Origin of the sequence: Mesorhizobium sp. C416B, from assembly GCF_030323165.1 — a bacterium.
Lineage (GTDB): Bacteria > Pseudomonadota > Alphaproteobacteria > Rhizobiales > Rhizobiaceae > Mesorhizobium.
In genome coordinates this window covers 4,546,662-4,559,193 of record NZ_CP100471.1, presented here as the reverse complement: position 1 = coordinate 4,559,193, position 12,532 = coordinate 4,546,662, and the positions used below count along the sequence as shown (strand labels likewise).

The window sequence follows — 12,532 nt, the reverse complement described above, 5'->3', positions numbered from 1 at the left end:
TCACTGCCGCCCGAAGCGCCCCTGCCCAAATCGCTTGGCGATCGCGGCAAGCCCGCGATGCAGCGACACCCGCACCGCCGTCTCGCTGACGCCGAGCCTGGCCGCCGTCTCGCCGATGGAGCGGCCGTCGACCGAGATCGAAGAAACGACGGAACGCTGCGCAGCCGGCAGTCCGTCCAGCGCCCGGTTGATGTCGCGTTCGCTGACGGTCTCGGTTTCCGGCTCGGCAAAGGTCTCGGCGATCTCGTCGATCTCGATTTCGATGCGCCGTCCGCGCCGCCGGAAAGCATCGATCAGCTTGAAGCGGGCTATCGCATAGATCCATGGCAACACCGGCGCGTCCTGGCGCCAGGTATGCCGTTTCACATGAATGGCCAGCAAGGTTTCCTGCACGACATCCTCGGGATCGACCCCGCCCTGTACGATCTTGCGCCTCGCAAAGCCGCGAACCAGCGCGGCGATCCGGTGCAAAAAGTCGGCGTAGGCCCTTTCATCTCCCGCGATCGCGGCCCGCATCAGCCGGGAAAGCTCGGCCTCATCCTTGCCGCTCACAAGAGTTCACTCCCCGATCTTCGCGCCTCGGCACCGATTTGTTACGTGTCCGGCGAAATGATGTCCAAGCCAAAGTGCCGCAAAATCACGAAAGTTTGCGGGAGCGGCGACCGATTGAAGCAGCCGAGCAATGTTGACTACTGCTGTCAGGTATCGATAGGTGCAGCCTGCGAAACCAGAACCACCGAGACTGAGGATGACGCCATGAGATACACGCTCTCCACCCTAGCGGGGGCCACAGCGCTGGCCGTGAGCATGATCGCCGGGCCGGCGATGGCCGCGGATGCCGGCATCATCGTCTACAACGCCCAGCATGAGAGCCTGGCCAAGGAATGGGTCGAAGGTTTCACCAAGGAAACCGGCATCAAGGTCACGCTGCGCAATGGCGGCGACAGCGATTTCTCCAACCAGATCGTCGCCGAGGGCGCTTCTTCGCCGGCCGACGTGTTCCTGACCGAAAACTCGCCGGCGATGACCCTGGTCGAAGCGGCGGGCCTTTTCGCGCCGGTCGACGCCGACACGCTGGCGCAAGTCCCGGCCGAATTCCAGCCGAGCAGCGGCAGATGGGTGGGTGTCGCGGCGCGCAGCACCGTCTTTGCCTACAACAAAACCAAGCTCACGGCCGAAAAGCTGCCCAAATCGATGCTTGATCTCGCCGATCCGAGCTGGAAAGGCCGCTGGGCAGCCTCGCCTTCCGGCGCCGATTTTCAGGCCATCGTCAGCGCGTTGCTCGAGCTCAAGGGCGAAGCCGCAACCGCCGACTGGCTGAAGGCCATGAAGGAGAATTTCACCGCCTACAAGGGCAACGGCACGGTGATGAAGGCGGTCAATGCCGGCGAGATCGAAGGCGGAATCATCTACCACTATTACTATTTCGGCGATCAGGCAAAGACCGGCGAAAACAGCAAGAACGTCGAACTGCATTATTTCAAGAACCAGGATCCCGGCGCTTTCGTCTCGATCTCCGGCGGCGGCGTGCTCGCCTCGAGCAAACACCCGAAGGAAGCCCAGGCGTTCCTCAAATGGGTGACCGGGAAAGGCGGCCAGGACGTGCTGAAGACCGGCACGTCCTTCGAATACGCTATCGGCAAGGACGCGCAGTCCAATCCCAGGCTGGTGCCGCTGGCCGACCTGCAGGCGCCGAAGGTCGATCCGGCGACACTGAACTCCAAAAAGGTGACGGACCTGATGACGGCAGCCGGCTTGCTTTAGGCTGGGTTCGTCCTAAAAGGGCAACGATTGCGCTCCTGCCGGACTTTCCGCAGGAGCGCTCTGTTATCGAGATGGCATTGTCCATGACAACACATTGCGTTTCCGGCCGCGCCTGCGGCGCCCCCGCCCCGGCGGCAGTGGCGCGGTCGAGCTGATGCAAACTGCGGTCGATCTCGAACGTTCAGGCCAGAGAGTCGGGCGGTCCCGCCGGAAGCCCATGTCCTGGATCGCGCTTGCCGCCATAATTGTCTCGCTGCTGTCGCTGCTGCCGCTGGCGTTCATCATCTGGATCGGTGTGCAGATCGGCTGGGACACTGCTTCGGCCCTGGTCTTCCGGCCGCGCGTCGGCGAACTTCTGGTCAACACCGTGCTTCTGGTGGCGCTCACCGTGCCGATCGCCACCGTGCTGTCGGTGACGCTGGCATGGCTGACCGAGCGCAGCGACCTGCCCGGCGCCGGCTTGTGGGCTTGGCTGTCGGTGGCGCCGCTCGCCATCCCCGCCTTCGTGCATTCCTACGCCTGGATCACCATGGTGCCGACCTTGCACGGCCTGTGGGCCGGCGTGCTGGTCTCGGTTCTCGCCTATTTCCCGTTCCTCTATCTGCCGCTGGCGGCGGCTCTGCGCCGGCTCGATCCTGCTTTGGAGGACGCAGCCGCAGCACTCGGCCTTGGACCATTGCGGGTGTTTTGGCGTGTCGTGCTGCCGCAGCTGAGACTGGCCATTTGCGGCGGCGCGCTGCTGGTCGGCCTGCATCTGCTGGCCGAATACGGCCTCTACGTCTTCATCCGCTTCGACACTTTCACCACGGCGATCGTCGACCAGTTCCAGTCGACCTTCAACGGTCCCGCCGCCAACATGCTGGCCGGCGTCCTGGTGACTTGCTGCTTCGTGCTGCTCGCGCTGGAGGTGCTGGTGCGCGGCGAGGAACGCTATGCCCGCGTAGGCTCGGGTGCCGCGCGCCGCCAGCAGCGCACCAGGCTCGGTCGCGCCACCCTGCCCTGCCTGGCTCTGCCTGCCATCGCCACGCTTCTCGCCATCGGCGTGCCCTTCGTCACCATCGGCCGCTGGCTGGTCGCCGGCGGCGCCGATGTCTGGCGTTTGGACGAGATCGGCCTGGCGCTTGGCCAGACGCTGTTCCTGGCGCTGGCCGGCGCCTTGCTTGCGACCATCGCCGCCATGCCGATGGCCTGGATCTCGATCCGCGCGCCGGGACCGCTGCAGCGGCTGCTCGAAGGCTGCAACTACATTGTCGGTTCGCTGCCCGGCGTGGTCATCGCGCTGGCCTTGGTCACCATTACCGTGCGCATCGCCATGCCGCTCTACCAGACGCTGTTCACAATCCTGGTCGCCTATGCCCTGATGTTCCTGCCGCGCGCCTTGATCAGCCTCAGAGCCTCGATCGCACAGGCGCCGGTCGAGCTCGAACGCGCCGCCGCCAGCCTTGGCCGGCCGCCGCTGAAGGCGCTTTGGTCGACAACGATTCGCCTGTCGGCGCCGGGGGCTGCGGCCGGCATGGCGCTGGTCGCGCTCGGCATCATGAACGAGCTGACCGCCACCCAGATGCTGGCGCCCAACGGCACGCGCACGCTGGCCATGGCGTTCTGGTCCTATAGCGGCGAGATCGACTATGCCTCCGCCGCCCCTTACGCCTTCATCATGGTGGCGATGTCGCTGCCGCTGACCTGGCTGCTCTATGTCCAGTCGAAACGGATGGCCGGGCGATGAGCTTTCTCGAAATCAATGGCCTCACCAAGCACTACGGCCCGGTCGCAGCCCTTGCCGGCATCGAGCTCAGCGCCGCAAGCGGCAGTCGCACCGCGATCGTCGGCCCGTCCGGCTGCGGCAAGACGACGTTGCTGCGGCTGATCGCCGGCTTCGAGGCGCCCGACCAGGGCCGCGTCGTGCTCGACGGCGAGGTGCTGGCCAATGGCGGCCATGCGGTGCCGGCGCACCGCCGCGGCATTGGCCTGGTGGCGCAGGACGGCGCCCTGTTCCCGCATCTCAGCATCGGCGACAATATCGGCTTTGGCATGGCCCGCGGCGAGGACCAGCGCGCCGAGCGCATCGCCGAGCTCGCCTATACCGTCGGGCTGGACAAGGCGATCCTCAAGCGCCGCCCGCACCAGCTCTCCGGCGGCCAGCAGCAGCGCGTGGCGCTGGCCCGCGCCATGGCGATGAAGCCCAGGCTGATGCTTCTCGACGAACCGTTCTCGGCGCTCGACACCGGTCTGCGCGCCTCGATGCGCAAGGCGGTCGCCGAACTACTCGAAGCCGCCGGCATCACCACCATCCTGGTCACCCACGACCAGGCCGAGGCGCTGTCCTTCGCCAGCCAGGTGGCGGTCATGCGCGACGGAAAGTTCTCTCAGATCGGCACACCGCGAGAACTCTATCTGCAGCCGAAAGACCGCATGGTTGCCGAGTTTCTTGGCGACGCCATCATCTTGCCGGCAAAGATTTCAGGCGGCTTCGCCACCTCCTCGCTTGGTCGCATAGCCGTCGACTCGAAGGAGCGGCGCGACATCGCCCGCATCATGCTGCGACCGGAGCAGGTGCAGGTAAAGCGCACGTCGCGCGAAGGCATGTCGGGTCCTGCGGGCACGATATTCGCCGAGGTGACGGACTCGGAATTCGCAGGCTCGATGTGCACCATTGCGGTGCGTTTGTTGAACAACCCCGATCCGCCCGACGCCGCGGCAATAGGCAGCACGCCGCTGATCCTGCGCAAACCGGGTATCGACGCGCCTTCCGTCGGCGAGATCGTGCGCCTGACAGTTTCCGGCAAGGCGCATGTCTTCGCCTGAACTGCCGATGCGTCGGATTGGCGCGAGCGGCTGCGTCAATCGACTCGTTTCCCAGCATTGTCGAACCAATGCAGCTTCTCGGCCCTGGCCACGACGCGCAGTTGATCGCCGGGTTTGGCCGTGGCGCGGCCGGCCACACGCACGACGATGCGGTTGCCGCCGGCGGCACAGTGAAGAAAGCTTTCGGCTCCCACAGGTTCGACCGCCTCGACCGCCGCAGGCAGAATAAGCGCGCCGGATGATGCCTCGGCACTGAAGGTGACGTCGGCATCCTCAGGGCGGAAGCCAAGCGTGGCGGCGTTCGTAGGCGCGAAGTCAACCGTCTTGCCGTCGGTCAGCGCCGGACCAGCCGGTCCTTGCGAAAGAGGCAGAAGGTTCATCGGCGGCGCTCCGATGAAGCAGGCGACGAAGGTCGATGCCGGCTTCTCGTAGATGTCGAGCGGCGCGCCCGTCTGCTCGACCAACCCGCCATTCATGACGACGAGAATATCGGCCAGCGTCATCGCCTCAAGCTGGTCGTGGGTGACGTAGACCGAGGTGACACCGAGCGAGCGCTGCAAATTCTTGATTTCGACCCGCATCTGGCCGCGCAGTTTGGCGTCGAGGTTGGAAAGCGGTTCGTCGAACAGGAAGACTTTTGGATTGCGCACGATTGCGCGACCCATGGCCACGCGCTGGCGCTGGCCGCCGGAAAGCTCGCGCGGGCGCCGGTCGAGCAGCGCCGTGAGCTCCAGCACCTTGGCGGTCGAGCGAACCCTGCTGTCGATCTCGTCCTTGGGAGTACCCCGGTTGCGCAACCCGTAGGCCATGTTGTCGTAGACCTTCATATGTGGATAGAGCGCATAGTTCTGGAACACCATGGCGATGTCGCGCTCGGTCGGACCGATCGTGTTGACGATCTTGCCGTCGATGGCGACGATGCCGGAAGAAATGGTCTCAAGCCCGGCGATCATCCGCAGCAGCGTGGACTTGCCGCAGCCGGACGGCCCAACCAGAACGCAAAGCTCCTTGTCGGGAATGGCGATCGAGACACCCCTCACCGCCTCGACGCCGCCGGGATAGACTTTCTTCACATCCTTCAGATCGACGGTCGCCATCAGCTTCTCACTTTTCGGTATCGACCAGTCCGCGCACGAACCAGCGTTGCATCAGCACCACGATCAGGATCGGCGGCAGGATGGCCAGCATCGCGGTGACCATGACCAGATGCCATTGGGTATCGGCATCGGCGAAGGAGACCATCTTTCTAAGTGCGATGACGATGGTGTTCATGTCATTGCTGTTGGTGACGAGCAGCGGCCACAGGTACTGCGTCCAGCCATAAATGAAGAGGATGACGAACAGCGCCGCGATGTTGGTGCGCGACAGCGGCAGCAGGATGTCGAAAAAGAAGCGCCATGGTCCGGCGCCGTCGACACGCGCCGCTTCCACCAACTCACCTGGGATGGTCATGAAGAACTGGCGAAACAGAAGCGTGGCGGTGGCCGAGGCGATCAGCGGAATGATCAGGCCGGCATAGGTGTCGATCATGCCGAGATCGACCATCACCTTGTAGGTCGGCAGGATGCGCACCTCGACGGGAAGCATCAGCGTGATGAAGATCAGCCAGAAGAAGACCATCCGAAGCGGAAAACGGAAGAACACGATCGCATAGGCCGAAAGGATCGAGATGAAAATCTTCCCCACCGCGATGCCGAGCGCCATGATCGTGGTGTTGAGCAGCAATCGGCCGACACTGACGCCGCCGATGCGGCCGACACCGCCGAACAGCGCCTCGCTGTAATTTTTCCAGACCTGGTCGCCGGGCAAAAGAGGCAATGGCGGCTTGAGGATGGTCTGCAGCGTCTGCGTGGAGGCAACGAAGGTGTAGTAGATCGGGAAAGCGACGATCAGGATGCCCAGGATGAGCACGGCGTGGGCGATGAGGGCGCGAAGCGGGGACTGACCAATCATCGCTCGCGCTCAACCGTAGTGGACTTTGCGTTCCACATAGCGGAACTGGATGGCCGTGAGTGAGATGACGATGACCATCAGGATGACCGACTGCGCGGCCGAATCGCCGAGGATCAAATTGACGAAACCGTCATTGTAGACCTTGTAGACCAGCGTCTCGGTGGCCTTGCCTGGCCCGCCGCCGGTGACGGCATGAACGATACCGAAAGTGTCGAACAGCGCATAGACAGTGTTGACGACCAGCAGGAAGAAGGTCGTCGGTGCGAGCAGCGGGAAGACGATGGTCCAGAAGCGCTTCGTCTCCCCGGCGCCGTCCATGGCCGCCGCCTCTATCAACGTCTTCGGCACCGCCTGCAGCCCGGCGACGAAGAACAGGAAATTGTAGCTGATCTGCTTCCAGGCAGCCGCAGACACCAGCAGGATCATGGCTTGGTTTCCGTTAAGCAAGGGATCCCAGGCGATGCCGAGACCTCTCAAGGCGTAGGCCAGCGAACCGATCGAGGGGTTGAACAGAAACAGCCACAACATGCCGGCAATCGCCGGCGCCACCGCATACGGCCAGATCAGCAGCGTGCGATAAAGGCCTTTGCCGCGCACCACCCTCTCGGCCATGACGGCAAGCAACAGGGCCACACCCATGGCGACCATCGCGGTCGCCAGAGAGAACACCAGCGTAACTTTGATCGAGTTGAGGTAGGCCGGGTCGGCCAGCACCTTGCGAAAATTGGCGAGCCCGACGAACTTGCTCTTCAGCCCGAACGGGTCTTCCCTAAGCATCGACTGGTAGAGCGCCTGCCCCGTCGGCCAGTAGAAAAAGATCAGCGTAATGGCGAGTTGCGGCGCCACCAGCAGGTAAGGCAGGGTCTTGTTGGGAAAGACGACGCGTGGAGACAGTGTGGTTCCCTCGCTGTTCAGGAAGTCGTCCACGCGGGTCCGCGTGGACGAGGTTCAACTGACAAATCGCTTCAATTTCCGATCGCTTCCTGAATCGCCTTGTTGCCGCGTGCGACCGCGTTGTCGAGCGCCTGCTGCGCAGTCTGCTGGCCGGCCAGCATCTTCTCGAACTCCTCATTCTCGATGTCGCGCACCTGCGGCAGGTTGACGAGGCGCACGCCCTTCGAGTTCTCGGTCGGCGCCTTGCCCAGCATCTGCAGGATCGGCGTCTCACGGCCCGGATTCTTGTCATAGAAGCCGGACTTCTTGGTCGCCTCATAGGCAGCGAGCGTCACCGGCAGATAACCCGACTTCTGGTGCAGATACTCCTGCACTTCGGTCTTGGACAGGTAGGAGAAGAACGCCGCGACGCCCTTGTATTCCTCGTCCGATTTGTTGCCGAACACCCACAGGCTGGCGCCGCCCGGCGTGGTGTTCTGGGGCGCGCCCTTGGCGTCACTATCATAGGGAAGCTGGCCGATGCCGTAGTTCATGCCCGACTTGACGATGTCACCGAGACCCCCCGACGATTCGGTGAAGATGCCGCATTCTCCGGCAAGGAAGATCTGCTTGGCTTCGGATGTACGGCCGCCATATTTGAAGGTGCCGTCCTTGGCCAGGTCGGCGAGGGCCTGGAAATGATTGACGAAGATCGGCGCATTGATCTTGAGCTCGACGTCGGTTCCGGCAAGTCCGTTCTGGTTGGTGCCATAGGAAACGTCGTTCCAGGCAGCGAAGGCCTCAAGGTGGATCCAGGTCAACCAGGTCGAGGTATAGCCGCAGGAAGCGGCGCCGCTCGCCTTGATCTTCTTGGCGGCTTCCCACACCTCGTTCCAGGTCTTTGGCGGATTGTTCACATCAAGCCCGGCCTTCTGGAAGATATCCTTGTTGTAGTAGAGGATGGGCGACGAGGAATTATAGGGGAAGGACAGCATGGTCCCGTCCGGCTTCGAATAGTAGCCGACGATGCCGGGCAAATACTGGCTCTTGTCGAAGGTCACGCCGGCGCTGGTCAGCACATCGGCCACCGGCTTGATCGCACCTTCGGCGGCCATCATGACGCCGGTACCCACGTCGAACACCTGGATGATATCGGGCGCTTGCCCCGCACGAAAGGCAGCGATGCCGGCATTCAGCGTTTCGGGATAGGTGCCCTTGAAAACAGGGAGAATTTCATAGTCGCTCTGGCTGGCATTGAAATCGTTGGCGATCTTGTCGACCACCTCGGCATTGGCGCCGGTCATTGCATGCCACCAACTGATCTGGGTGGCGGCGAAGGCGGAGGTGGTGGAAAGCAGGGTCAAGGTGGCGGCAACACCGGCCGCAAAGCCGAACAACTTCATGTTTCATCTCCCGTTTGTCATTGGCGAAAGGGGCACTCCCGCAAAGGCAATATGTGTCGCTGATGACAATCGGACAACGGATTTGTTGCTGTTTCGTGAATTTCATACCCGGCTAACTTCGCGCCCCCTCGCTCTGCAACGAGGACAGAGAGAAATGCCAAGCCGGCTCAGCGATACATGGGCGCGGTGGGCCTGCGACGATCGCCGACCGCCGGCGATGCATGAAGGGCCCCCGTGACAGCGCCACGCACCTGTACCATGCGGCCGCCATACCGGCGCTCGGCCAGATCGAGATCGGTAGAGCGGCATCGCGCCAAGCGCTGCTGTGACCCTGTCTGGAATGAGACAGGATCGCCGCAAGGTACAACCCGAAAAACCCGCTGTAGTTGTAGTTCGCATAACCGATTCTTCGTCAAGCGCGACATACTAATCAAGTGGACGGCTTGATTGCTGTGGGAGAGCAGGTGGGGCGAGATGCTGACGGTCTATAATTGTATCGTGCATGAGCACGATCTGAGACTGGTCGCACTGGCAGCGCTCATTTGCGGTATTTCTTCCTTCTCGGCGGTCAACCTGCTTCGCCATGTCGACCGCTCGAGCGAGCGCAACCGCTATACCTGGCTGATGATAGCAGCCACTTCCACCGGCTTCGGTATCTGGGCGACGCATTTCATCGCAATGCTTGCCTTTTCTCCCGGAATCCCCAACGCCTACAATGCGGAAATGTCGGCGCTTTCGCTCGCCGGTTCCGTCGCCCTGACCGCCGCGGGCATGTGGATCGCCACCTTGCGCCGGGGCATCGACTACCCTCTGGTCGGCGGCGCCGTCCTCGGCGCCGGTATCGCCGCCATGCACTATATCGGCATGGCCGCCTTCGAGGTCGAAGGGCGCATCGTCTGGAACCCGCTGCTGGTCGGCGTCTCGGTGCTGACAGGCGTCACCCTCGCCGCGCTGGCGCTGCTGGTCGTGTTGCGACGGCCGTCCATGCAGGCCACAATCGCCGCCGCCATCCTGTTGACGCTGGCGATCTGCAGCCTGCACTTCATCGCGATGGGCGCGGTGTCGATCTTCCCGGACTCCTCCATCGAGATATCGCAGTTCACGGTCGAACCGATGTCGCAGGCCTTCGCCGCCGCTGCTGTCAGCCTGGCTATCCTGGTGCTTTCAGCCGCAGCATTGTGGATCGACCTGCGCTTCCGTCGTCACAAGATCGAGGCCGAGCGCATGCACGGCCTCGCCAACGCCGCCGTCGAGGGCCTGATCGTATGCGACGGCGCCCGCATCGTCAGCGCCAATGACAGCATCGCCGCGCTAACCGGCATTGCGCCGGAAGTGCTGAACGCGATGCTGCTTGGCGACCTCTTCGGCGAACGCACCGCGGCCGGCATGTCCGACTGCAGCGGACAGGCACAGGAAGCGGAGCTCAGAGCCCATGACGGCGCCACCATCCCCGTCGAACTTATCGCCAGGAGCATCGACTATTGCGGCAAGCGGCACAGCGTGGTCGCCGTGCGCGACATCCGCGAACGCAGGAAGGCCGAGCAGGAGATACTGCGCCTCGCCCATTTCGACCCGCTGACCGGGCTCCCCAACCGCCGCAGTTTCTCCGGCCGGCTCGAGGCCGAAATTGCCGCAATGGACCGCGGCGGCAAGGGCGGGCATCTTGCGCTGCTGCTGCTCGACCTCGACCGCTTCAAGGAAGTGAACGACCTGTTCGGGCATGGCGCCGGCGATGCCATGCTGCAGAAGGTGGCGCTATGCGCCTCCGCCGTGCTCCGCCACGGACAGATGCTGGCGCGTCTCGGCGGCGACGAGTTCGCCATCATCGCTCCAAACCTTCCCGATCCGCAGGCGGCCGGCCGCATCGCCGAGGCGGTGCTGGCGGCCATGCGCGAGGAAAACCGGCTGTCGGTCGGTGGCGGGCTGGTGTCGGCCAGCATCGGCATTGCACTTTATCCGCTCGACGCCGATGAGCCGACACTCCTGGTCAGCCACGCCGACACCGCGCTCTACCGCGCCAAGGCCGAGGGCAAGGACACCTACCGTTACTTCGAGGCCTCGATGGGCGCCGAGGCGCGAGACCGGCGCGTGATGGAGCACGAACTGCGCCAGGCCATGGCGCGCGATGAGTTTCGCCTCGTCTACCAGCCACAAAAGGAGATCAGCAGCGGGCGGATGGTCGGGTTCGAAGCGCTGATCCGCTGGCGCCATCCGCAGCGCGGCGACGTGTCGCCGGCGACCTTCATCCCGGTGGCCGAAGACAGCGGCGTCATCATCCAGATCGGCGAATGGGTGCTGGCGACGGCCTGCGCCGAGGCAGCGCGCTGGAAGAACCCTCTCACCGTCGCGGTCAATGTCTCGGCGGTGCAGCTCCACAATCCGAATTTCAGCCGCAAGGTGCATGAAGTCCTGCTCGGCTCCGGCCTGACGCCCGGCAGGCTCGAACTCGAGATCACCGAAACGGCGCTGGTCAAGGACATGCCGCGCGCGCTGGCGACCTTGCGCCAGGTGAAGGCGCTTGGCGTGCGTGTGGCGATGGACGATTTCGGCACCGGCTACTCCTCGCTGTCCAATCTCCGCGCCTTCCCCTTCGACAAGATCAAGATCGACGGCTCATTCATCAAATCAGTCGACAGCAACGGCCAGGTGGCAGCCATCGTGCGCGCCGTTCTGGGGCTTGGCCGCGGTCTCGGCCTGCCGGTTCTGGCCGAGGGCGTCGAGACGCTGGGCGAGCTGAAATTCCTCGACGCCGAGGCCTGCGAGATCGGCCAGGGCTACTATCTAGGCCGGCCGAGCCCGATCGAGGCGTTCAGCGAACTTACCGGCGTCGCGGCGCCGGCGGCACAAGACGACGCCAGCGTCAAACAATGCGGCGGCAGCATCTTGATGCTGCCGCCGGCGGCGGCCCTGCGCTCAGCCTAGAGCAATTTCAGGAAAAGTGTGAAACGGTTTTCCGTCCGAAATTGCGTCGAAACAAAAAAGTTAGCGCGGGTAGCCGTTTCGACGAAACGGTGAACCGCTCTAAGGGGCGAGTGCGGCCTCGACCAGGCGCTTGGCATCCGGTCCCGACCATTCGGCCGGTCCGTTCATATGCGCGACCAGGCAGCCTTCGCCATCGATCAGCATGGTGACGGGGAGGCCTAGCGCCAAGCCGCGCGTCTGGACGTCGTTGAACAGCGCCAGCGTCGAATCGCGGTAGTAGCCGAGCGACCCGATGCCGATATCGGCGAGGAACTTCTTCGGCTTCACATCGTCGCCGGCATCGACATTGACCGCGACCACTTCGAAGGCATCGCTGCCCTTTTCCTTCTGCAAGGCGTCGAGCGCCGGCATTTCGGCGCGGCAGGGCGCGCACCACGTTGCCCACAAATTGAGCAGCACGGTCTTGCCGGCATGATCGGCGATCGTCATCGGCTTGCCGTCGGGACCGTTGAAGGCGAGACTTTTCAGCGATTGCGGCGGATCGGCGGGCAGCAATGCCGCCACCTGGCCGGTGGCCGCGGCGGCAACCTTTTTGGCGCGGTCGCTCTTGGCGGCGCAGGCGACATCGTTCTTGCTGTTGCCCGCGCCGGCCGCAGGTGCGCTGCCGGTGGCTGCGTTGTTGCCAGACCCGCTCTCGCTGACATATACCGCGACCGCGCCGGCCAGCACGCCCGCCAGCAAAGCGGCGAGGATCAGGCGCGGGGCCGGGAAGTATCTGTTACCGTCTGCCATTTTCTAAGACTGCTCCGGAG

General features: G+C 63.7%; 10 protein-coding genes. 4 read left to right on the top strand and 6 right to left on the bottom strand.

Annotation, left to right across the window (positions count from 1 at the left end):
• Positions 1 to 552 (bottom strand): sigma-70 family RNA polymerase sigma factor, encoded by a 552-nt coding sequence (locus NLY43_RS22285; RefSeq protein WP_023671665.1) that lies wholly within the window; start codon positions 550 to 552, stop codon positions 1 to 3.
• A 204-nt stretch (positions 553 to 756) separates the two neighbouring features.
• Here NLY43_RS22285 and NLY43_RS22280 point away from each other — a divergent pair, with 204 nt between their 5' ends.
• The 3 genes from NLY43_RS22280 to NLY43_RS22270 all read left to right on the top strand — a co-directional run bounded on the left by NLY43_RS22280 (position 757) and on the right by NLY43_RS22270 (position 4,569).
• On the top strand, positions 757 to 1,764 hold the full coding sequence (locus NLY43_RS22280; RefSeq protein ID WP_023711730.1) for an iron ABC transporter substrate-binding protein: 1,008 nt from the start codon (positions 757 to 759) through the stop codon (positions 1,762 to 1,764).
• 154 nt (positions 1,765 to 1,918) lie between these two features.
• Positions 1,919 to 3,490: an ABC transporter permease gene (locus NLY43_RS22275; RefSeq protein ID WP_023711729.1), complete on the top strand. Its 1,572-nt coding sequence runs from the start codon at positions 1,919 to 1,921 to the stop codon at positions 3,488 to 3,490.
• A complete protein-coding gene (locus NLY43_RS22270; RefSeq protein ID WP_023701410.1) occupies positions 3,487 to 4,569 on the top strand; it encodes an ABC transporter ATP-binding protein in 1,083 nt (360 codons plus the stop codon). The genes NLY43_RS22275 and NLY43_RS22270 overlap by 4 nt, the downstream gene beginning before the upstream one ends.
• A gap of 35 nt (positions 4,570 to 4,604) precedes the next feature.
• On the opposite strand, the gene NLY43_RS22265 is transcribed toward NLY43_RS22270, so the two are convergent.
• The 4 genes from NLY43_RS22265 to ugpB all read right to left on the bottom strand — a co-directional run bounded on the left by NLY43_RS22265 (position 4,605) and on the right by ugpB (position 8,798).
• Positions 4,605 to 5,666: a sn-glycerol-3-phosphate import ATP-binding protein UgpC gene (locus NLY43_RS22265; protein WP_023694017.1), complete on the bottom strand. Its 1,062-nt coding sequence runs from the start codon at positions 5,664 to 5,666 to the stop codon at positions 4,605 to 4,607.
• A 7-nt stretch (positions 5,667 to 5,673) separates the two neighbouring features.
• On the bottom strand, positions 5,674 to 6,522 hold the full coding sequence (gene ugpE, locus NLY43_RS22260) for a sn-glycerol-3-phosphate ABC transporter permease UgpE (protein ID WP_023711728.1): 849 nt from the start codon (positions 6,520 to 6,522) through the stop codon (positions 5,674 to 5,676).
• A gap of 9 nt (positions 6,523 to 6,531) precedes the next feature.
• Positions 6,532 to 7,416, bottom strand: coding sequence for a sn-glycerol-3-phosphate ABC transporter permease UgpA (gene ugpA / locus NLY43_RS22255; protein ID WP_023694019.1), 885 nt, complete (start codon positions 7,414 to 7,416; stop codon positions 6,532 to 6,534).
• 71 nt (positions 7,417 to 7,487) lie between these two features.
• On the bottom strand, positions 7,488 to 8,798 hold the full coding sequence (gene ugpB, locus NLY43_RS22250; protein ID WP_023711727.1) for a sn-glycerol-3-phosphate ABC transporter substrate-binding protein UgpB: 1,311 nt from the start codon (positions 8,796 to 8,798) through the stop codon (positions 7,488 to 7,490).
• Between the two features lie 474 nt (positions 8,799 to 9,272).
• Between ugpB and NLY43_RS22245 the strand changes: the two genes are divergently transcribed.
• Positions 9,273 to 11,720, top strand: a complete 2,448-nt coding sequence (locus tag NLY43_RS22245) for a bifunctional diguanylate cyclase/phosphodiesterase (protein ID WP_023711726.1) — start codon at positions 9,273 to 9,275, stop codon at positions 11,718 to 11,720.
• Positions 11,721 to 11,819: 99 nt separating this feature from the next.
• On the opposite strand, the gene tlpA is transcribed toward NLY43_RS22245, so the two are convergent.
• A complete protein-coding gene (gene tlpA, locus NLY43_RS22240; RefSeq protein WP_023711725.1) occupies positions 11,820 to 12,512 on the bottom strand; it encodes a thiol:disulfide interchange protein TlpA in 693 nt (230 codons plus the stop codon).
• Positions 12,513 to 12,532 lie beyond the last annotated feature (20 nt).